Below are 20113 nucleotides of genomic sequence, written 5' to 3'. Positions count from 1 at the left end.
AAAGCCCGCGTTCTTGAGAAGCGCGGGCTTTTTCGGGCGAAACGGCCGTCAGGCCGTTCGGAGGCGGGATCAGCGGGTGGGCTTGAACGCGCGCTTTTGCGCGTCGCGGGGCACGAACACCTTGCCCGGGCCGCCGTGGCCGGCGCCGTTGCCGCGGGGCGCAAAGCCCTCGCGAGGCGCAAAACCTTCGCGGGGAGCGAAGTCGCCACGGCCACCGCCGTTGCCGCCGCGCGGGGCGCTGTCGCCCCAGCCCGGCTTGCGGCCATAGCCGCCGCCGTTGCCTTCGTCACGGCCGCCGCCGAAACCGGCGTTCTGGCCGCCGAAGCCGCCAGCACGCGGGCCCGGAGCGCGCGAACCGCGGTCGTTGAAGCCGCTGGCGCCGGCGTAGTTGCTGTTGCCGCCGCCGAAGCCGCCGGCATTGCCACCGCGATGGCCGCCACCGCCGCCACCGAACTTGCGGTCGCGCGAATGGTTGTCACGGCCGCGGCCGCCGAAGTCGCCTTGCGGGCGGGATTGCGGCATGCGCTGTTGCGGCTCCATGCCCGGCACCACTTCCGCCTTGAACTGCTGGCGGCTGTATTGCTCGATGTCCATGATCTTGCGGCGATCGCGGAATTCGGCAAACGTGATGGCCAGGCCATCGCGGCCGGCACGGCCGGTACGGCCGATACGGTGGGTGTAGTCCTCGGCCTTCATCGGCAGGCCGAAGTTGAAGACGTGGGTGATGGTCGGCACGTCGATGCCGCGGGCGGCGACGTCGGTCGCCACCAGGATCTGGACCTGGCCCTGGCGCAGCGCCATCAGGCGGCGGTTGCGCAGACCCTGGCTCAGGGCACCGTGCAGCGCCACGGCGCTGAAGCCTTCTTGCTGCAGGTCGTTGGCGAGGCCGTCGCATTCGACCTGCGTGCTCGCGAACACGATGGCCTGGTTGATGCTGGTGTCACGCAGCCAGTGGTCGAGCAGCTTGCGCTTGTGCTGGGCGTTGTCGGCCCAGAACAGCACCTGCTTGATGTTGGCGTGCTTTTCCTGCGGGCTGTCGATGGTCACGCGCTGCGGCTCGCGCATCACGCGGGTGGCCAGCTGCTGGATGCGCGGCGCGAAGGTGGCGCTGAACATCATGGTCTGCTGGCGCTCGATGGTGAGCTGGTTGACTTCCGCCAGGTCGTCGGCGAAGCCGAGGTCGAGCATGCGGTCGGCTTCGTCGACCACCAGGAACTTGACCTGGTCGAGCTTGATCTGCATCGAGCGCTGCAGGTCGAGCAGGCGGCCCGGCGTGGCGACGACGAGGTCGGCGTTCTGCAGGCGGGCGATCTGGAGCTGGTAGGGCATGCCACCCACCACGTTGGCGATGCGCAGGCCGCGGCAGTGGCGAACCAGTTCGATGGCGTCATGCGCGACCTGCTGCGCGAGTTCGCGCGTCGGGCACAGGATGAGGGCGCCGGGGGTGGCGGCCTTGAAATGACGGGCGTTGGTCGGGTCCTTGCGCTTCGGCTTCTTCGGCACGGTTTCGCCGCGGGCGACGGCTTCGGCGGCCAGGCGCTGGAATTCGGCCTTGGCTTCGGCTTCGGCTTCGGCCTGGCGCTTGATCAGCGTGTGCAGCACGGGCAGCAGGAAGGCGGCGGTCTTGCCCGAGCCGGTCTGGCTGGACACCATCAGGTCGACGAAGCGTGCCGATTGGGCGGTGCCTGCCTGCTCGCCCATGGCGATCGGAATGACCTTTTCCTGGACGGTGGTGGGCTGGGTGAAGCCCATGTCGGCCACGGCGGCGATCAGCTCGGGCGCGAGGCCCAGCTTGATGAAGCCGTTGGGCTTGGCGGGCTCTTCGGCCACGGCCGCTTCGGGGGCGGCGGCGTCGAGCGCCTCGAGGATGGGAGCCTCGGAAACAGTGTCCACGGCAGCGGTGAACTCGTTGTGGGTAGCGGATTGCACAGGCGCGAATTCGCCCTGCGCTTCAAAAGCGTCGGTCATGTATGTCAATCTCAAACGCGAGCGCTGCCGTAGGCGGCGCCCCGTTGGTGGTTAAAAACATCAACCATCCAACGACATTCAGCTTCAGGCTTTCGCCTGGGGCTGCGGCCCTTTTTGATCAGCGGATGCGATCGGGCGCGGTGTGCAAGATAGGGAGATGCAAGAGACGCTGGCCGGGCCTGGAACACATGGCCTGATCAGCGAAGCCCGCAATTATGGCACGAATCCGGGTTTTTACCTAATCAGGATCAATCCGCAAGACGAAGGAAGGTTTCGCGGTAGTGCGCGAGTTCCTCGATGGACTCGTGCACGTCGGCCAGGGCGGTGTGCGCCTGCTGCTTCTTGAAGCTGCTGTAGGCCGTGGGCTTCCAGCGCTTGGCCAGTTCCTTCAGCGTGCTGACGTCGAGGTTGCGGTAGTGGAAATACGCCTCGAGCTTGGGCATGTACTTGACCAGGAAGCGCCGGTCCTGGCCGATGGTGTTGCCGCACATGGGCGAGCCGCTGCGCGGGATGTACCTGGCGATGAATTCCAGCAATTGCTGCTCGGCGGCGGCTTCGTCGAGCGTCGAGGCCTTGACCTTGTCGATCAGGCCGCTGCGGCCATGGGTGCCCTTGTTCCAGGCATCCATGCCGTCGAGCACGGCGTCGCTCTGGTGGATGACGAGCACGGGGCCGTCGATGCGAGGCGTGAGGTCGGGGCCGGTAACGACCACCGCGATTTCGAGCAGGCGCTCTTTCTCGGGGTCGAGGCCGCTCATTTCACAGTCGAGCCAGACCAGGTTCTGGTCGCTTTTCTTGAGGGTGGGCACTGCGGCCGGGGACGTCGGGTCAAGGGATTCGGGCATCGCAGGATTGTCGTCGAAGGTCTGCGGCCCCAGATAGCGAGGGCTAAACTCGCCGCTCCTATGTCCTATTCGCTCATCTTCACCATTGCTTTCGCGGTCGCGCTGGTTGCGGGGCTGCTCGTGAAGTTCTGGCTCGCCTCCCGACAGGTGCGCCATGTGGCACAGCATCGCGGCACCGTGCCGGCCGCTTTCGCGCAAACCATCACCCTCGCCGCCCACCAGAAGGCGGCCGACTACACCATCGCCAAGGCGCGCTTCGGCTTGATCGAAATGGCCTGGGGCACCGCCCTGCTGCTCGGCTGGACGCTGCTCGGCGGGCTCGACGTGCTCAACAAGCTGCTGCTGGCCTGGATCGGCGGCGGCATGGTGCAGCAGCTCGCGCTGCTGGCGGCATTCGCGGCCATCGGCGGGCTGCTGGAACTGCCTTTCACGCTCTGGCAGACCTTCCGGCTCGAGGAGCGCTTCGGCTTCAACAAGATGACCTGGAAACTCTGGCTGGCCGACACGGTCAAGTCGACGCTGCTGGGCGCGGCGATCGGGCTGCCCATTGCGGCGCTCATTCTGTGGCTCATGGGTGCCGCGGGCCAGCTGTGGTGGCTCTGGGCCTGGGGTGCCTGGATGGGCTTCAACCTGCTGCTGATGCTGATCTATCCGACCTTCATCGCACCGCTGTTCAACAAGTTCAAGCCGCTCGACGACCCCACGCTGAAGGCGCGCGTCACCGCCCTCATGAAGCGCTGCGGCTTTGCCGCCAAGGGCCTGTTCGTGATGGACGGCAGCACGCGTAGCGCGCATGCCAACGCCTACTTCACAGGCTTCGGCGCCAGCAAGCGCGTGGTGTTCTACGACACGCTGCTGCGCCAGCTCAACGCGAGCGAGGTCGAGGCCGTGCTCGCGCACGAGCTCGGCCACTTCAAGCACCGCCATATCGTGAAGCGCCTGATCGCCATGTTCGCGCTGAGCCTGGCCGGCTTCGCGCTGCTGGGCTGGGTGTCGACGCAGGTCTGGTTCTACACCGGCCTGGGCGTGCAGCCCAACATGGCCGCGCCGAACAGCGCACTCGCGCTGCTGCTCTTCATGCTCGCGGTGCCGGTGTTCGGCTTCTTCGTGGCGCCGCTGCCAGCGCGCCTGTCTCGCAAGCACGAGTTCGAGGCCGACGCCTACGCGGTGGCGCAGACCAGCGGCGCCCACCTGTCGGCCGCGCTGCTCAAGCTCTACCAGGACAACGCATCGACGCTCACGCCCGACCCGGTGTTCGTCAGCTTCTACTACTCGCACCCGCCGGCCTCGGAGCGCCTTGCGCGCATGACGGCCGCCTGACCGCCCCCTCACCTCATTCAGAAGAAGCCTCCCATGAGCAGCATGTTCAAGCCCAAAGACTGGAAGAACCTCCCTCCCCGCAAGGCGCTGAGCGCCACCGAGATCGTCGCCGGCCTCGCGCGCCTGGACGGCTGGAAGCTCACCGGCGACGGCGCCGATGTCGCCATCGAAAAGACCTTCACCTTCGCCAACTACTTCGAGACCATCGCCTTCGTGAACGCGCTGGCCATGGTGGCTCATACGCAGGACCACCACCCCGACCTGTCGGTGCACTACAACCGCTGCGTGGTGCGCTTCAACACGCACGACGTGAGCGGCCTGTCCGCCACGGATTTCGACTGCGCGCGCGAGGCCGACGCGCTGGTGGCCGCTCCGGCAGCCGCTGCCGCATGACGGTACCCGCCCTTGGCTAAGCCGGGCCGCCGCGCCGCGCCAGCAGCAGCCGCAACGGCTGCGAAGGCCCTCCAGGACGGCCTCGTCGTCGCCAGCCACGGGCGTCACTGCCTGGTCGAGACGCCCACGGGCGAGCGGCTGATCTGCCATCCGCGCGGCAAGAAGAGCCAGGCCGTGGTCGGCGACCGGGTGCACTGGCAGGCCAGCGAAGACGAAGGCACCATCGAGCAGGTGCTGCCGCGCCGCAACCTGTTCTACCGGCAGGACGAAATCCGCACCAAGTCTTTCGCGGCCAATCTCGACCAGGTGCTGATCCTGATCGCGGCCGAACCGGAATTCTCGGAGCACCAGCTGGCACGCGCGCTGATCGCGGCGGAGGCCGAACGCATCAAGCCGATCATTGCCCTGAACAAGAGCGACCTGGCAGAGCCCTTCGAGCGCGCCTGGACCAAGCTGGCACCCTACCGGCGCATGCACCACGGCGTGCTGCCGCTGTCGCTGAAGGCCTCGGGCGAGGCAGACTACGCCTCGCTGATGAAGCTGTTGGCGGGCAAGTCGACGCTGGTGCTCGGTCCGTCGGGGTCGGGCAAGAGCACGCTGACCAACCTGCTGGTGCCGGGCGCGAGCGTGCTCACCCAGGAGATTTCGCAGGCGCTGAATTCAGGCAAGCACACGACCACCAGCACCACCTGGTACTGGATCGACGAAGCGCGCACCACCGGCCTGATCGACTCGCCGGGCTTCCAGGAATTCGGCCTGAACCACATCGCGCCGATGCAGCTCGCGGGGCTCATGCCCGACATTGCAGAGCACGCGAACGACTGCAAGTTCTACAACTGCACCCATCTGCACGAGCCGGGCTGCGGCGTGATCGCGAATGTGGCATCGGCCGATGGGCAAGGGGCCATCAGCGCGAGCCGCTACAAGATCTACGGCGAACTGTTCGCCGAACTGAGCCAGAAGCGGTACTGAGCCAGCGCCTCAGCCGACCCAGGTCCGGTACGAGTTCCAGGTCGGATCGAAGGCCAGGTCGAGCCTTACGGGCAGCTCCGAGTTCTCCTGGATGGATTGCGCATGCGCAATCGCCGCTTCGGGCTGCGCCACATGGAAGTTGATGGTGCGCACGCCCTCTTCCAGCACGACGTGCGTGCAGCAGCCGTCCTCGTGCGTCTGCAGCAGCGCCGTCAGCTGGTCGCCGAAGAGGCGCGCTTCTTCCAGCTCCTCGCCCGATTCGACCGGCACCGCGGCCGAGAGCCGGTGGCACAGGTCGGCGCGCCCCACCAGCGCGGCGGCGGAGTCGTTGCGCATGACGATCAGCTCTACCTCGCCGCCGTCCTCGGTGTCGCGCGTGGCGCTCAGCGCGGACCATGCATGCTCGCCCACCGGAAACAATCCGGTGTGGCCGAGCTCCTCGCGCCAGCAGGCGTCGAAAAGCGGCACGAAATCATCGAGCGGCACGCCGTCGAAAGCAGCCTGCTCGCCAGCGTCGACATAGTCGACCGGACCCACCTTGATGGCCGTGTCGTACTCGCCCAGGATGTGGTCGAGCATGATCAGGCTCATGTGGCGGGCTTGGTCCTGCATGTCCATGGGGATGGGCTTGGCAAAGCCGATCTCCAGCGCCACGAGGCCCTTGTATCGCTCGTGCTTGACCAGCACGTCCGCGCTAGAGAGCTCGAAGTCGTCCATGCGGATGCTGAATCCCTTGCCCATTCGCTGCCGGAAGGCCTCGACCTCCACCTGGGGCAGCGCCGGCGCGCTCTGGACCAGCATCATCACGTCGTCGAAGTCTTCGACCGATCCATGCGCCGTGACCACGAGCGTGAATGCGGGCGAATCGCCCGCAACCTCCACCGCGAGCTTCGGAAAGGAGGGCTCCAGCAGCCCGTTCAAGGCCTCCATCAGCTCTTGGCCGGGCAATGCGCGCAGGCTGTCGAGCTGGCCGCTCACAGCTTGCCAGAAGCTGGCGCAGGCGGCTGAACGCGGGTCGGTGTCGAGGGTCGGCATCGGCAGGGCTTCCTTCATGCGGCGGGGCTCTGGAGGATGTCTTGCAGATGCTGGACCAGCAGACTGCACTGCTCGCGCGTGCCGATGCTGATGCGCAGGTATTGCGCTACGCGCTGCTGCCTGAAATGCCGCACCAGCACCGCGCGTTCGCGCAGCAGCGCGGCCAACTCGGCCGCATTGCGCTGCGGATGGCGCGCGAAGACGAAATTGGCCTGCGAAGGCAGCACCTCGAAGCCCAGGTCCTCGAGCTGCAGCGTGAGGCCTTCGCGGGTGTCGATGACCTTGTCGCAGGCGGTGCGAAACGCGGCTTCGTCCTCGAGCGATGCCACCGCGCCGGCCAACGCGAGCCGGTCGATCGGGTACGAATTGAAGCTGTCCTTGACGCGCACCAGCCCGTCGATCAGGTGCGACTGGCCGCACGCGAAGCCGACGCGCAGTCCGGCCAGCGAACGCGACTTGGAAAGCGTCTGCACCACCAGCAGGTTCGGGTACTTGCCCACCAGCGACAGCGCGCTCTCGCCGCCGAAATCGACATAGGCCTCGTCGACAAGCACCACGCGGTCGGGGCACGCCTGCAGCAGCTGCTCGAGGCGCGAGAGCGGCAGGCCGATGCCGGTGGGCGCGTTCGGATTGGCGATGACGATGCCACCGCAGCCTTCTCGCGCCCGCGCGGCAAGCGAGTCGATGTCGATGCGCAAACCCTCGTCGACCGGCTGCAGCTCGCAGGCAATGCCGTAGATCTGCGCGTAGACCTTGTAGAAGCTGTAGCTCACGTCGGGCATCAGCAACGGCTCGGCTTGCTGGAAGAACGCGAAGAACGCATGAGCCAGCACCTCGTCGGAGCCATTGCCCGCGAACACCTGGTCGGCGCGCAGGCCGTGGCGCCGGGCCACGGCCTCGCGCAGCGCGAGCGAGGTCGGGTCGGGGTAGAGCTCCAGGCCGTTCGCCGCGGCACGCTGGATGGCCTCGACGACATCCGGCGAAGGCGGATACGGGTTCTCGTTGGTGTTGAGCTTGACGAGGTTCGCGATGCGCGGCTGCTCGCCGGGCACGTAGGGTTCGAGCGCGCCGATGCGCGGGCTCCAGAAAGCCGGGACTTGGGTGGTCATGAAGGGTTCCTCGCCTGCTGGCTCAGCCGAGCAGGCGCGCGAGCGTGAGCAGTGCCAGCAGCACCATCCACATCACGACCGAACGCCAGACCAGCCCGACGACGCTGCGCAGGTGGCCGGGCTCGGGCTCGCGCCCGGGCGTGCTGCCGCTGTCCGGCGCCCGGCCGTCGGCGATGGTGTCGCCGGCCTGGGCGCGCGACAGCGGGTCGAGCGTTGGAATGGGGCGCAGCGAGCCGCCGCCGAGCCGCACGTTGACCGCGCCGGAGGTGGCAGCCAGGATCACGCCGTCGTTTTCGTTCGGAAAGCGCTGTGCATCGTTGCGCCAGCAATCGATGGCTTCCTCGAAGCTGCCGACCACCGCGAAGCCGAGCGCGGTGATGCGCGCGGGCAGCCAGTCGACGGCATGCCAGGCGCGCTCGGCGGCTTCCTGGACCGCGACGCTCGAGGGCTGCACGGCGGCGCCGTTCTTGTGCGCCCAGTAGCGCGACACGAACTCGCTCATGCGATAGAACACCGCGCCGGCCGGCCCGAGGCCGATGGCCGCGATGATCGAAAACCACGCCAGCACGCCGAACACGTGGCGGTGCGCGGCGATCACCGAATGCTCGATGACGTGGCGCACGATCTCGCTGCGCGGCAGGTCCGCCGCGTCGACACCCTGCCAGTGCGCGAGCAGCGAGCGCGCGAGCGGCTCGTCGCCCTCGTCGAGCGCGTCGCGGATGTCGGTGAAATGGTGGCTGAACTGACGGAAGCCCAGCGTGACGTAGAGCACCGCAATGCTCCACAGCACCGCGAACGGCAGGCCCAGCGTGAGCACCAGCAGCCAGTGCACGCCCAACGCGAGCAGCGTCGGCACGAACACCGCGAGCCCCCATGCGATCCATCCGTGATGGGGCTTGCCCGCGTCAAAGTTGCGGCTGGTCCAGCGGGTCCACGCCAGAACGCTGCCGTACACGGGGTTGTGCGGGCCCAGCGGCCGCACCTGCTCGATCAGCAGCGCGCACAGGATGGCAAAGAAGCTCATCCTTCGATGATAGCGATCCAGCCTGAAGGTTCAGGCGGCGAGAAAGCGATAGAGATTGCGCAGCATGCCGGCCGTCGCGCCCCAGACGAAACGCTCGTCGGGCCCGTCCTGGTAGGGCATCGAATACCACTCGCGCTTGCGGCCGTCGGTTGCGCTCACGGCGTGGCGGCGGTGGTTGGCGGGGTCCATGAGCCACGCAAGCGGCACTTCGAAGGCCTGCGCCACCTCGTAGGGGTTGATGGTGAGTTCGAAGTCGGGCTGCACCAGCGCGACCACGGGCGTGACGATGAACGAGGTCACGGTCGTGTAGGTCGGCAGGCTGCCGAGCACTTCGATGAACTGCGCGGAGAGACCGACTTCCTCCCACGCCTCGCGCAACGCGGCGGCGGAGATGTTGGCGTCTTCCGGATCGACGCGGCCGCCAGGAAACGCGACCTGGCCCGAATGGTTCGACAGGTGCGTGGTGCGCTCGGTGAGCAGCACGGTCGCGCCTTCGGGGCGCTGCACGATCGGCACCAGCACGGCGGCCTGTGCGGGTGCGCGGTCGATCATTCGCGGCTCGCGGCGCAGCTCGGGCGTCCATGCCGGCGGGTTGGCGAAACGCGCGCGCAGGGCCTGCGCCGTCAGTTGCCCCGCCGACACCGCGGGCAAGCCATCACTGCCATCCACGAAAGGCGTCTCGCGCGGGTCGAACTGCTGCAGCGTGGGCGGCACCACGGCATTGACGGGTTCGAGGGGCGCGGATTGCATGGGGACGACGATGTTGGTCAAGAGATGAAGTGACGGAGGACCGGCTGGAGGGAGTAGAGCGTAAAAAGGCGGCGCTGTCTTTCGGGCTGTGTCCCGTGCGGAGCACCAACGCAAAAAGCCGCCAGAACGGCGGCTTTTCTTGCACGACAGGAAGGCGGCTTATTAGGAAGCCGACGCAGCCGTCGACTTGCTCGGCAGCTTTTCCTTGATACGTGCCGAACGGCCGCTGCGGTCGCGCAGGTAGTACAGCTTGGCGCGGCGCACATCGCCACGGCGCTTGACTTCGATGCCGGCGATCAGCGGGCTGTAGGTCTGGAACGTACGTTCCACGCCTTCGCCGCTGGAGATCTTGCGCACGGTGAAGCCGCTGTTGAGGCCACGGTTGCGCTTGGCGATCACGACGCCTTCGTAAGCCTGCACGCGCTTGCGGGTGCCTTCGACGACGTTCACGCTGACGATGACCGTGTCACCGGGCATGAAATCGGGGATGGTCTTGCCGAGGCGGGCGATTTCTTCCTGCTCGAGGGTCTGGATGAGGTTCATGATTTCCTGATGTTCGATCGTGTCGGGCTACACAAAAGGCGCTTTTGGCTTTCACGGAAGAACCGCAAGAAGACCGGGCGCGGCCGGGCAGAGGATCGGGGAGCCGACGATTATAGCTTTTTTTTCAGCGCGGCCTCATCGGCCTTGCCCAGCCGACCGGCGGCGCGGGCGGCCTCGATCAGCTCCGGGCGGCGCTCGGCCGTGATGGCGAGGCGCTGGTCGCGGCGCCAGCGCTCGATCTGCGCATGGTGGCCTGAAAGCAACGGTGCCGGCACGCCCTGCCCGTTCCATTGCTCGGGACGGGTGTAGTGGGGGCAGTCGAGCAGGCCGTCGAGCGCGGGGTTGAAGCTGTCCTGCACATGGCTCGCTTCGTCGCCCAGCACGCCCGGCTGCAGGCGGGCCACGGCGTCGAGCAACGCCATCGCCGCGATCTCGCCGCCGGAGAGCACGAAATCGCCCAGGCTGACCTGATGCGTGATGCGCGCGTCGATGAATCGCTGGTCGATGCCCTCGTAGCGGCCGCAGACCAGCACCGCGCCTTCGCTGGCGGACCAGCGCTCGACGGATTCGTGCCGCAAGGCCTCGCCGATGGGCGAGAACAGCACCACGGGCGCCTGCGCCCCGCGCGCGGCCAGGGCCGCGTCGAGGCAGGCGGCCAGCGGCTCGGCCATCATGACCATGCCGGGCCCGCCGCCGAACGGACGGTCGTCCACGCGCTTGTAGTTGCCCAGCGCATAGTCGCGCGGATTCCAGAGCACCACCTCCACCTGCTTCGATTCGTAGGCGCGGCGCGTCACGCCGCTGGCCAGGAAAGGCGCGAACAGCTCGGGAAACAGGGTGATGACGTCGAAGCGCATGCCGCGCGAGCGCCCGTCAGAAATCGGGCTGCCAGTCGACCGTGATGAGCCGGCCGGGCAAGTCGACCTTGTCGACGAAGACCGAGACGAAGGGCACCATGCGCTCGACGGCCTTGCCGTCTTCTTCGGCGGCAAGCACCAGCGTGGTCTGCGGGCCGGTGGCGAGCAGTTCGCGCACGGTGCCGAGCACCACGCCTTCGCGGTTGACCACCGACAGGCCGATCAGGTCGACCCAGTAGTACTCGTCGTCGCCGGCGGTGGGAAAGCTGGAGCGCGGCACGAAAACTCGTGCGCCTCGCAGGGCTTCGGCTGCATTGCGGTCGGGCACGTCCTCGGACGTGGCGACGATGCAGTCGGAATGTTCTTTGGCTTCGCGGATCGCAAGCCGGAAAGCGGTGCTCGCAGCGGCTCCGGGAGCCTGCAGGAACCAGCGCTTGGAAGAAAAAAGCGCCTCGGGCTGGGCGCTATGGGGAAGGACCTTGAACCAGCCCTTGATTCCCCATGCATCGGCGATGCGCCCTACTTCGATCGCATCCGCCGGCAATTCGGCGGTTTCGAGTGTGGGCAGCATCGCCGTGCGGGGCGGCTTAGGCCGCCGCCTTGGGAGCTGCCGCGGCAGCTTGCTTGATCAGGCGCAGAACGGTGGGCGAAGCTTGTGCGCCGACGCTCTTCCAGTACGCCAGGCGGTCCTGGGCGATACGGATGCTTTCTTCGTTTTCCTTGGCGGTCGGGTTGTAGAAACCCAGGCGTTCGATGAAACGGCCATCGCGGCGAACGCGCTTGTCCGACACGACGATGTTGAAGAACGGACGGCCTTTGGAGCCGCCGCGGGAGAGTCGAATGACGACCATGATTTATCCTTGGGTGGTCAGCAAGCCTTGTGGATTAAGAAAAGGCCCGCTCACAATGTTCTTCCAGCGTCGAGACACGCGACATGGCCACCCGGCCAGCGACACGCTGAAAAGCCCGCGATTATAGCCCGACACGCGTTTTCTCCGAATCCCGGCCTCGCGCCATCCGTTTTTCGCCCATGCCCCTGACCATCCGCCCCAGCCGCGACGAAGACGTCGCAGCCATCACGGCCATCTACGCCCACCACGTGCTGCACGGCACCGGCACCTTCGAGACGGAGCCACCCTCCCCGGCCGACATGGCTTCGCGCCGCGCCGACGTGCTGGGCAAGAAATTGCCGTATCTGGTCGCGGAAGAAGATGGCGAAGTGTTGGGTTTTGCCTACTGCAACTGGTTCAAGCCGCGCCCGGCCTACCGTTTTTCGGCCGAAGACTCGATCTACATGTCCGAGTCAGCACGCGGCAAGGGTCTGGGCGCCAAGCTGCTCGCCGCGCTGTCGCAGGCTGCCGAGGCGGCCGGCGTGCGCAAGCTGATCGCGGTGATCGGCGACTCGGCCAACGCGGGCTCCATCAGCGTGCATCGCGGCCAGGGCTTCACGCACGTGGGCGTGCTGAAGGACTGCGGCTGGAAGTTCGGCGAATGGCGCGATGTCGTACTGATGGAAAAAGTGCTCGGCGAAGGCAGCACCACCCGACCCGAGTGAAACCCGCATGAAAAACAAGACCACCGCCGCCTGGCTCACCTTCCTCGGCGGCCCGCTGGGGCTGCACCGCTTCTACCTGCGCGGCATGGGCGACTGGCTTGGCTGGCTGCTGCCCATTCCCACGGCTTTAGGCGTCTACGGCATCGAGCGCGTGCGGATGTACGGCGTGGACGATGGCATCAGCTGGGCGCTGATCCCGCTGCTGGGCTTCACCATCGCCGGCTGCGCGCTGACGGCCATCGTCTACGGCCTCATGACGCCGGAGAAGTGGAATGCCCGCTTCAACGCGAGCGCCGCGGCGGACGCGGCGCCCGGCCGCACGAACTGGTTCACCATCGGCGCGGTGGTGCTGTCGCTCTTCTTCGGCAGCACGATCCTGATGGCCAGCATCGTGTTCAGCTTCCAGCGCTACTTCGAGCACCAGGTCGAAGAGGGGCGGAAGATCTCGCAGTGACTGCGGTACCGGCAGCCGCTCAGAACAGCTGCATGCTGATCCAGTAGGCAATCGCCGCCACGAAGGCCGACGCCGGGATCGTGAAGATCCACGCCCACACGATGTTCCCCGCCACGCCCCAGCGCACCGCGCTCGCGCGCTGCGTGGAGCCCACGCCGACGATGGCGCCGGTGATGGTGTGCGTGGTCGAGACCGGAATGCCCAGGGCGGTGGCCAGGAACAGCGTCAGTGCGCCGCCCGTTTCCGCGCAGAAGCCGCCCACGGGCTTGAGCTTGGTGATCTTCTGACCCATCGTCTTCACGATGCGCCAGCCGCCGAACATGGTGCCCAGCGCGATGGCGGCGTAGCAGCTCACGATGGTCCAGGTCGGCGGGTTCGCGTCGCCGGCGTTGGCATAGCCGGTGGCAATGAGCAGCATCCAGATGATGCCGATGGTCTTCTGTGCGTCGTTGCCGCCGTGGCCCAGGCTGTAGGCACCGGCGGACACGAGCTGCAGCCGGCGGAACCAGCGGTCCACGCGCGACGGCGTGGCGCGGCGGAAGCCCCAGGCCACCACGACCATCATCATCGAACCCAGCAGGAAGCCCAGCAGCGGCGACACGAAGATGAAGGCCACCGTCTTCCAGATGCCGGAGGCCACCAGGCCGCTGGTGCCCGTCTTGGCAATCACGGCGCCCACGATGCCGCCGATCAGCGCGTGCGACGAGCTGCTCGGAATGCCGTAGTACCAGGTCACCAGGTTCCAGCTGATGGCGCCCACGAGCGCGCCGAACACCACGTGCACGTCGACCACGCCCGGCTGGGCGATGCCCTTGCCCACGGTGGCCGCCACGCTCAGGTGGAAGACGAAGATCGCGATCAGGTTGAAGAAGGCCGCGAACACCACGGCCTGCCCCGGCTTGAGCACCCCGGTGGAGACCACCGTCGCAATCGAATTGGCGGCGTCGTGGAACCCGTTCATGAAGTCGAACAGGATCGCAAGCGCGACCAGCACTATCACCACCCAGAGGGCGACCTGAACCGTTGCCATCGGTCGCTACCCGCTCAGGAATTCTCGAGGACGATGCCCTCGATCACGTTGGCCACGTCCTCGCACTTGTCGGTGATCGTCTCCAGCAGCTCGTAGATCGCCTTGAGCTTGATGACCTCGCGCACATCCGGCTCCTCGCGGAACAGCTTGCTCATGGCGCTGCGCATGACGCGGTCGGCGTCCGATTCGAGGCGGTCGATTTCCTCGCAGGTCTTGAGCGTGGCCTCGGCCACGGCCGGGTCGGCGATCTTGCCGAGGTACTTGACGGCGTCCTTCAGGCGGTCGCAGCACTTCACGCTCAGTGCCGTGAGGCGCACGATCTCGTCGGTCATGTGGCGCACGTCGTACAGCGCCATGGTCTCGGCCGAGTCCTGAATCAGGTCGGCAACGTCGTCCATCGTGTTGATGAGCTTGTGGATCTGCTCGCGGTCGATGGGCGTGATGAAAGTCTTGTGGATCAGCCGGTTGACGTCGTGCGTCACGCGGTCGGCGGCGCGCTCGGCGTTGTCGACGTCGCGGTTGTACTGCTCGCGCAGGTGCACGTCGCTGTAGTTGGCGACCAGTTGCTCGAACGCCCTGGCCGCCTCCACGATGCGCTCGGCGTGCTGGTTGAACATCTCGAAGAAATTGCCCTCGCGGGGCAGCAGCTTGCCGAACATGGAAACTCCTGGGGTGCGCCAATCACAATTTCATGACGCCTTCATGAAAAAACCGGCGAAGTTTAACGGGCGCGAGCGTCCAATCCGGTCCGACCGGCTTTTCAAGGCCGATGGAACGCCAGAAATTCAGCCCGGCAGGCGCAGCACCGGCAGCACGGCCGTCTAGACGATGCGCTTGACCACCTGGCCCGTGACGCGCGCCAGCGCCGCGCGCGGCACCTTGTCGGGCGCGATTTCGGCAAGCGGCTTCAGCACGAAGGCGCGCTCCCGCATGCGAGGATGCGGCAGGGTCAGGGTCGGCGTGTCGATCACCGAATTGCCGTGCATCAGCAAGTCGAGGTCGAGCGTGCGCGGCGCATTGGGAAAAGGCCGCTCGCGGCCTGCCTGCGTCTCCAGGCGCTGCAATGCCACCAGGAACTGCTCGGCATCCAGGCCGGTGCGCACGGCCACCACGGCATTGATGAAATCAGGGCCTTCGGCGTCCACCGGCTCGCTGCGATAGAGCGACGAGCGGGCCGTCACCTGGGTTCGCTGCAGCGCGCCGATCGCGGCCATGGCCGCCTTCACGGACGCCTCGGCATCGCCAAGGTTGGCGCCGATGGCGACGAAAGCCTGCACGGTCGGGTAGTCCTCGCGCGGGCCGCGGGGGCCGCGCGAGGGGGCACGGCCGGGCGCGCGGCGAGCGGGCGGCCCGCTCCTGGCGCCGGCTGCCGGCGGCTTGCCTGCGGCGCGCGGCGGCGCGGCCTTCGGCTTGCCGGCCTTCGCCGCCGGCTTTTTCCTGCCGTCCTTCGGCTGGTTGGACGCGCTCATTCGCCTGCGGCGCTGCCGCCGCCCTCACCGCCGCCACCACCCGCGGGGCGCGGCTTGCGGCGGCGCCGGCGCTTGCGCGGCGCCGCGGCTTCGCCATCGGGCGGAACGGCACCGGCCTCGACTTCGACCTCGTCGTCCGGCTCCGCATCCTGGCCGCGGCCCTGGTTCTGGGGCGGGTTCTGGCGAGGCGCGGGCTCGTTGCGCAGCTTGGCCGGCGCGGCGGTGTCGCGCACCCGCACGCGCTGGCGAACCTTCTGTTCTTCGCGCACCTGCTCCAGCAGGTCTTGCCGGCGCACGTCGTCGGCAATGCTGAATTCCTGCCACCACTCGGCAATCGCCTCGCTGACCTCGCCCACGTCGGCGCGCAGGCGCATGAAGTCGAAGGCGGCGCGAAAACGCGCCTGCTCGACCAGGCTGTAGGGCGTGGAGCCGGTGCGCTTGTCGAAGCGCGGCTGCATCATCCAGATCTCGCGCATGTCGGCGGCCAGCTTGCCGCGGCCGGACACGTCGCCGATGCGGGCATTGAACACATCGTCGATGGCGTCCTGCAGCGCCGGGAACGGCGCCTGCGGGCGCTGGCCGCGCTGGCCTTCCTGGCGCAGGGCCCAGCCGTCGCGCACGTCGGCCCACAGCACGCAGGCCAGCAGGAAGCTGGGCGCCACGGGCTTGCCTTCGCCCACGCGGCGGTCGGTGTCCTGCAGGGCGGCCTTGACGAAGGGCTGGTCGGCACGCTCGACCACCACGTCGAGCAGCGGGTAGATGCCCTTGGCCAGCCCCAGCTTGTTCAGTTGCTCGACCGTGGCAATTGCATGGCCGGTCTGCAACAACTTGAGCATTTCGTCGAACAGGCGACTCTGCGGCACGTCAGCCAGCAGCCTGCTCGACTCGACCAGCGGGGCGGCCGTCTTGGCTTCCATCTTGAAGCCCAGGGCCGCGAGCTTGGCCGAGAAGCGGATGGCGCGAATGATGCGCACCGGGTCTTCGCGGTAGCGCGTGGCCGGGTCGCCGATCATGCGCAAGGTGAGCTTCTGGGCGTCCTTGATGCCGTTGTGATAATCGACCACGACCTGGTTGGCCGGGTCGTAGTACATGGCGTTGACGGTGAAGTCGCGGCGCGCCGCGTCTTCTTCCTGCGGGCCCCAGACGTTGTCGCGCAGCACCCGGCCGCTGGCGTCCACCGCATGCTTCATGCTGGCGAGCTCGCCCTTGCTGGTGCGCTCGTTGCCCGCCACCTGCTCGGCGGCGGCGTTGTCCATGTAGGCGCGGAAGGTCGATACCTCGATCACCTCGTGCTCGCGGCCCCGGCCGTACACCACGTGCACGATGCGAAAGCGCCGCCCGATGATGAACGCGCGGCGAAACAGCGACTTGACCTGCTCCGGCGTGGCATTGGTGGCCACGTCGAAGTCCTTGGGGCGCAGCCCCAGCAGCAGGTCGCGAACCGCGCCGCCCACCACGTAGGCCTCGAAGCCGGCCTGCTGCAGCGTGGTGACCACGTTCTTCGCGCGTTCGTCGACCAGGGCCGGATCGATCTTGTGAACCTCTGCCGGCACCTCCTGGCGCTTGCCGAAGCGGCTCTTGCCCTGTGCGCCGCCGGCGGTCTTGCCGAGCAGCTTGTCGATGAATTTCTTGATCATTTGTTGGTTGAAAGCCTAGTTCGCTCTTTTATTCGTTCTCGAGCATGGAGCGGATCAGCGGAATGGTGATCGCGCGTTGCGTCTGCAGGGCATAGCCGTCGAGCTGCGAGAGCAGCTCCATCAGGCTGCCGAGGTCGCGGCTGAAGCGGTGCAGCATGTAGTCGAGCACGTCGTCGGACAGCATCACGCCGCGCGCGTCGGCCGCCTGGCGCAGCACCGCGCGGCGTTCGCTTTCGCTCAGCACCTGCAGGTGGAACACATGGCCCCAGCCGAGGCGGGTGCGCAGGTCTTCGCGCAGCGGCAGGTCGGCCGGCGGCAAGGCGCCGGCGGCGACCACGCCGCGCTGCAGGGTCTGGGCGTTCACGAACCAGTTGAAGGCCGCGTGCTGCTGCACTGCGGTGTAGAGGTGGACGTCGTCGAGCAGGACGGCGCCCCAGCGCTCGTCGAACTCGGGCGGCTCCAGCAGGCCGGCGTGCAGCCAGCCCACGCTGGCGCCCTGCTCGCGCAGTGCGACACGCACCGATTCGAGCAGGTGGGTCTTGCCGCTGCCGCCGTCGCCCCACAGATAGGTCGGCACCGGCGAGTGCAGCGCGGGGCCGCCGGCGCCGCCCACCCACACTTGCAGGTGCCGCAGCGCCGCCTCGTTGGGGCCGGCAAAAAAGGCGTCGAAGCTGGGGCCCGTCGCAATGCCGATATCGAGCGCGAGCTGTTTCATCCCGGGAAGGTTCATGGAGGGGGCCGCGAGGGCCCTTAAAATCGTGAGGAATTCTATCGGCCCGGCCAACATGGTTACCGGGGCCGCCTTCCGCTCCCTAGTCCTCGCATCCTTTCGCGTCCTTCCCGACCTCGACCAACCATGACCTCCTCCACGCCCACCCCGCTCAGCTACAAGGACGCAGGTGTCGACATCGATGCCGGCGACGCACTGGTCGACCGCATCAAGCCCCTGGCCAAGAAGACCATGCGCGAAGGCGTGCTGGCCGGCATCGGCGGCTTCGGCGCCCTGTTCGAGGTGCCCAAGCGCTACAAGGAACCGGTGCTGGTCAGCGGCACCGATGGCGTGGGCACCAAGCTCAAGCTGGCCTTCGAATGGAACATGCACGACACCGTCGGCATCGACCTGGTGGCCATGAGCGTCAACGACGTGCTGGTGCAGGGCGCCGAGCCGCTCTTCTTCCTCGACTACTTCGCCTGCGGCAAGCTCGACGTGGACACCGCCGCTGCCGTGGTCGGCGGCATCGCCCGCGGCTGCGAACTCTCGGGTTGCGCACTGATCGGCGGCGAAACCGCCGAAATGCCCGGCATGTACCCGGCCGGCGAATACGACCTGGCGGGCTTCGCGGTCGGCGCGGTCGAAAAATCGAAGATCCTCACGGGTCAGAACGTCAAGCCCGGCGACGTGGTGCTGGGCCTGGCCTCGGCGGGCGTGCATTCCAACGGTTTCAGCCTGGTGCGCAAGGTGATCGAGCGCGCCGGCGCCGACCTTCCCGCCACGCTGGACGGCAAGCCCTTCCGCGAAGCCGTGATGGAGCCCACCCACCTCTACGTGAAGCCGGTGCTCGAAGCGCTGGGCAAGCACCCGATCAAGGCGCTGGCCCACATCACCGGCGGCGGCCTGCTGGAAAACATCCCGCGCGTGCTGCCCGAAGGCACCGCCGCCCACCTCAAAAAGGGCAGCTGGCCGCAGACCGAGCTGTTCGCCTGGCTGCAGAAGGTGGCCGGCATCGACGACATCGAGATGAACCGTACCTTCAACAACGGCATCGGCATGGTCGTGGTCATCGACGCGGCCGAAGCCGCCGCCTGTGCCGCCACCCTGCGCGCCGCCGGCGAGACGGTGCATGAGATCGGCGTGATCGCCACGCGCGGCGAAGGCGCCCCGGTGGTCGTCGGCTGACCGCCGGCTGCTCCGTCCGATTCCCTGAACAGAGCACGCGACACCCACCGGATGGCCAACAAGCCGCAACCCATCACCCCCGCCGTTGCGACGGCCCCCATCCAACGCCCCCCGGCCTCGCGCGGGGTGATCATCGCGAGCTACCTGCTGATGCTGGGCGCGCTCCTGCTGGTGATGTGGGAGCACCTGCTGCCCGGATTGCTGTGCGTGTGCATCGGCTTCCTGGCCACGCGCTGGTTCGCGCGCGTGCTCACGGGCGGCCTGCAGCGCATTCCGCCGCTCGGCAGGCGCCCTGAACGAGCCGGCGGCTGGGCCAACGTGCTGGCCGTGATCCTGGTGCTGGTGGGGCCGATCGCGCTGCTCACGCTGCTGTTGTCGCAGGCCCGCGAATACATCGTCGACGCGCCCGACCAGTACCGCGAGCTGCTCGACTACACGGCGCGCACGGTGCTAGAGCTGCGCTCCAAGCTGCCCGGCGAGATCGCGGCCTACCTGCCCGAGGGCGCGGCCGAGATCCAGCGCGTGATCGCCAACTACCTGCGCGCGCAGGCCGGCTCGCTGGCCATGGCCGGCCGCGCCTGGCTGCACGGGCTGCTCTTTTCCTACGTGGGGCTGATCGTCGGCGCACTGGCGGCCGTGGCGCATGCCGCGCCGCGCCGCATGCCGCTGGCCGACCAGTTGCACCAGCGCGTGCAGACCTTCGGCGAGGCCTTCGGGCAGATCGTCGCGGCCCAGTTCTGGATCGCCGCCTTCAACACGCTGCTCACGGCCATCTTCCTGCTGTTCGTCATGCCGATGTGGGGGGCGCACCTGCCGTACACGCCGGCGCTCATCACCCTCACCTTCCTCGCGGGCCTGGTGCCGATCGTGGGCAACCTGGTGTGCAACTCGGTGATCACGCTGGTGGGGCTGTCGGTGTCGCCGGTCACGGCGGCGGCCTGCCTGATCTTCCTGATCGTGATCCACAAGGCCGAGTACGTCATCAACGCCAAGGTGGTCGGCGCCCGCACGCAGATGAGCGTGTGGGAACTGCTGGCCGTGATGTTCGTGGCCGAGGCGGTGTTCGGCCCGGCCGGGCTGGTGGCGGCGCCGCTGTACTACGCGTACCTGAAGAAAGAGCTGCAGGCGGCCGCGCTGGTCTGACCGCGGGCGCGGTCAGCGATGTCCGGATCTGATCGATTCTGGTCCGGCACCGAGCGGCTCGCCGGCTGGCCGCGCGAAAGAATCGGGGGCATCATCCACTCCGCACCCTTGC

Annotated in this window: 22 protein-coding genes; 7 read left to right on the top strand and 15 right to left on the bottom strand. The window is 67.5% G+C overall.

Annotation, left to right across the window (positions count from 1 at the left end; all coding sequences use genetic code 11):
* Nucleotides 1-69 precede the first annotated feature (69 nt).
* Nucleotides 70-1968, bottom strand: coding sequence for a DEAD/DEAH box helicase (locus WIX39_RS11870; RefSeq protein ID WP_106935247.1), 1899 nt, complete (start codon nucleotides 1966-1968; stop codon nucleotides 70-72).
* 248 nt (nucleotides 1969-2216) lie between these two features.
* Nucleotides 2217-2813 (bottom strand): oligoribonuclease, encoded by a 597-nt coding sequence (gene orn / locus WIX39_RS11865; RefSeq protein WP_106935248.1) that lies wholly within the window; start codon nucleotides 2811-2813, stop codon nucleotides 2217-2219.
* Between the two features lie 60 nt (nucleotides 2814-2873).
* On the opposite strand from orn, the gene WIX39_RS11860 reads away from it, so the two are divergent.
* From WIX39_RS11860 to rsgA, 3 genes are read left to right on the top strand one after another with little or no spacing between them, the layout of a single operon-like run.
* Nucleotides 2874-4133 (top strand): M48 family metallopeptidase, encoded by a 1260-nt coding sequence (locus WIX39_RS11860; protein WP_106935249.1) that lies wholly within the window; start codon nucleotides 2874-2876, stop codon nucleotides 4131-4133.
* Nucleotides 4134-4166: 33 nt separating this feature from the next.
* The gene (locus WIX39_RS11855; RefSeq protein WP_106935250.1) at nucleotides 4167-4526 is read left to right on the top strand and encodes a 4a-hydroxytetrahydrobiopterin dehydratase; all 360 of its coding nucleotides are present in this window, start codon (nucleotides 4167-4169) and stop codon (nucleotides 4524-4526) included.
* 12 nt (nucleotides 4527-4538) lie between these two features.
* Complete coding sequence (gene rsgA, locus WIX39_RS11850; RefSeq protein WP_081266922.1) at nucleotides 4539-5498, top strand: ribosome small subunit-dependent GTPase A; 960 nt, start codon at nucleotides 4539-4541, stop codon at nucleotides 5496-5498.
* A gap of 9 nt (nucleotides 5499-5507) precedes the next feature.
* On the opposite strand, the gene WIX39_RS11845 is transcribed toward rsgA, so the two are convergent.
* The 8 genes from WIX39_RS11845 to rpsP all read right to left on the bottom strand — a co-directional run bounded on the left by WIX39_RS11845 (nucleotide 5508) and on the right by rpsP (nucleotide 11667).
* Nucleotides 5508-6551 carry a hypothetical protein gene (locus tag WIX39_RS11845; protein WP_234382727.1) on the bottom strand — a complete coding sequence of 348 codons (1044 nt, stop codon included), beginning with the start codon at nucleotides 6549-6551 and terminating at the stop codon, nucleotides 5508-5510.
* Nucleotides 6548-7642 (bottom strand): histidinol-phosphate transaminase, encoded by a 1095-nt coding sequence (gene hisC / locus WIX39_RS11840; protein WP_106935251.1) that lies wholly within the window; start codon nucleotides 7640-7642, stop codon nucleotides 6548-6550. The genes WIX39_RS11845 and hisC overlap by 4 nt, the downstream gene beginning before the upstream one ends.
* Nucleotides 7643-7664: 22 nt before the next feature.
* Nucleotides 7665-8666 carry a CobD/CbiB family protein gene (locus tag WIX39_RS11835; protein ID WP_081266924.1) on the bottom strand — a complete coding sequence of 334 codons (1002 nt, stop codon included), beginning with the start codon at nucleotides 8664-8666 and terminating at the stop codon, nucleotides 7665-7667.
* Between the two features lie 30 nt (nucleotides 8667-8696).
* Entirely contained in the window at nucleotides 8697-9416 is a 720-nt protein-coding gene (locus WIX39_RS11830; protein WP_106937517.1) for a CoA pyrophosphatase, read from the bottom strand.
* A 162-nt stretch (nucleotides 9417-9578) separates the two neighbouring features.
* Complete coding sequence (gene rplS, locus WIX39_RS11825; protein WP_081266925.1) at nucleotides 9579-9959, bottom strand: 50S ribosomal protein L19; 381 nt, start codon at nucleotides 9957-9959, stop codon at nucleotides 9579-9581.
* A gap of 110 nt (nucleotides 9960-10069) precedes the next feature.
* Nucleotides 10070-10816, bottom strand: coding sequence for a tRNA (guanosine(37)-N1)-methyltransferase TrmD (gene trmD / locus WIX39_RS11820; protein WP_081266926.1), 747 nt, complete (start codon nucleotides 10814-10816; stop codon nucleotides 10070-10072).
* 16 nt (nucleotides 10817-10832) lie between these two features.
* Nucleotides 10833-11387, bottom strand: coding sequence for a ribosome maturation factor RimM (rimM, locus tag WIX39_RS11815; RefSeq protein WP_081266927.1), 555 nt, complete (start codon nucleotides 11385-11387; stop codon nucleotides 10833-10835).
* Between the two features lie 16 nt (nucleotides 11388-11403).
* Nucleotides 11404-11667, bottom strand: coding sequence for a 30S ribosomal protein S16 (rpsP, locus tag WIX39_RS11810; RefSeq protein WP_007831311.1), 264 nt, complete (start codon nucleotides 11665-11667; stop codon nucleotides 11404-11406).
* 179 nt (nucleotides 11668-11846) lie between these two features.
* On the opposite strand from rpsP, the gene WIX39_RS11805 reads away from it, so the two are divergent.
* Nucleotides 11847-12371: a GNAT family N-acetyltransferase gene (locus WIX39_RS11805; RefSeq protein ID WP_106935252.1), complete on the top strand. Its 525-nt coding sequence runs from the start codon at nucleotides 11847-11849 to the stop codon at nucleotides 12369-12371.
* 7 nt (nucleotides 12372-12378) lie between these two features.
* Nucleotides 12379-12825, top strand: coding sequence for a hypothetical protein (locus WIX39_RS11800; RefSeq protein ID WP_081266929.1), 447 nt, complete (start codon nucleotides 12379-12381; stop codon nucleotides 12823-12825).
* A 19-nt stretch (nucleotides 12826-12844) separates the two neighbouring features.
* Here the strand turns inward: WIX39_RS11800 and WIX39_RS11795 are convergent, their stop codons facing one another.
* From WIX39_RS11795 to hda, 5 genes are all read right to left on the bottom strand, one after another.
* Nucleotides 12845-13855: an inorganic phosphate transporter gene (locus WIX39_RS11795; protein WP_081266930.1), complete on the bottom strand. Its 1011-nt coding sequence runs from the start codon at nucleotides 13853-13855 to the stop codon at nucleotides 12845-12847.
* A 14-nt stretch (nucleotides 13856-13869) separates the two neighbouring features.
* On the bottom strand, nucleotides 13870-14514 hold the full coding sequence (locus WIX39_RS11790; protein ID WP_081266931.1) for a DUF47 domain-containing protein: 645 nt from the start codon (nucleotides 14512-14514) through the stop codon (nucleotides 13870-13872).
* Between the two features lie 162 nt (nucleotides 14515-14676).
* Nucleotides 14677-15324 carry a 2-amino-4-hydroxy-6-hydroxymethyldihydropteridine diphosphokinase gene (gene folK, locus WIX39_RS11785; RefSeq protein ID WP_106935254.1) on the bottom strand — a complete coding sequence of 216 codons (648 nt, stop codon included), beginning with the start codon at nucleotides 15322-15324 and terminating at the stop codon, nucleotides 14677-14679.
* Entirely contained in the window at nucleotides 15321-16961 is a 1641-nt protein-coding gene (gene pcnB, locus WIX39_RS11780; RefSeq protein ID WP_409195068.1) for a polynucleotide adenylyltransferase PcnB, read from the bottom strand. The genes folK and pcnB overlap by 4 nt, the downstream gene beginning before the upstream one ends.
* A gap of 28 nt (nucleotides 16962-16989) precedes the next feature.
* Nucleotides 16990-17676 (bottom strand): DnaA regulatory inactivator Hda, encoded by a 687-nt coding sequence (gene hda / locus WIX39_RS11775; protein WP_285412070.1) that lies wholly within the window; start codon nucleotides 17674-17676, stop codon nucleotides 16990-16992.
* A gap of 141 nt (nucleotides 17677-17817) precedes the next feature.
* Here hda and purM point away from each other — a divergent pair, with 141 nt between their 5' ends.
* Both purM and WIX39_RS11765 read left to right on the top strand, forming a co-directional pair.
* Complete coding sequence (gene purM / locus WIX39_RS11770) at nucleotides 17818-18858, top strand: phosphoribosylformylglycinamidine cyclo-ligase (protein ID WP_106935256.1); 1041 nt, start codon at nucleotides 17818-17820, stop codon at nucleotides 18856-18858.
* A gap of 51 nt (nucleotides 18859-18909) precedes the next feature.
* The gene (locus WIX39_RS11765) at nucleotides 18910-20001 is read left to right on the top strand and encodes an AI-2E family transporter (RefSeq protein ID WP_081270624.1); all 1092 of its coding nucleotides are present in this window, start codon (nucleotides 18910-18912) and stop codon (nucleotides 19999-20001) included.
* The last annotated feature ends 112 nt before the right edge of the window (nucleotides 20002-20113 follow it).

The organism is Variovorax sp. AB1(2024) (assembly GCF_037482385.2).
Lineage (GTDB): Bacteria > Pseudomonadota > Gammaproteobacteria > Burkholderiales > Burkholderiaceae_C > Variovorax.
This window is presented reverse-complemented; position numbering and strand designations above follow the sequence as displayed.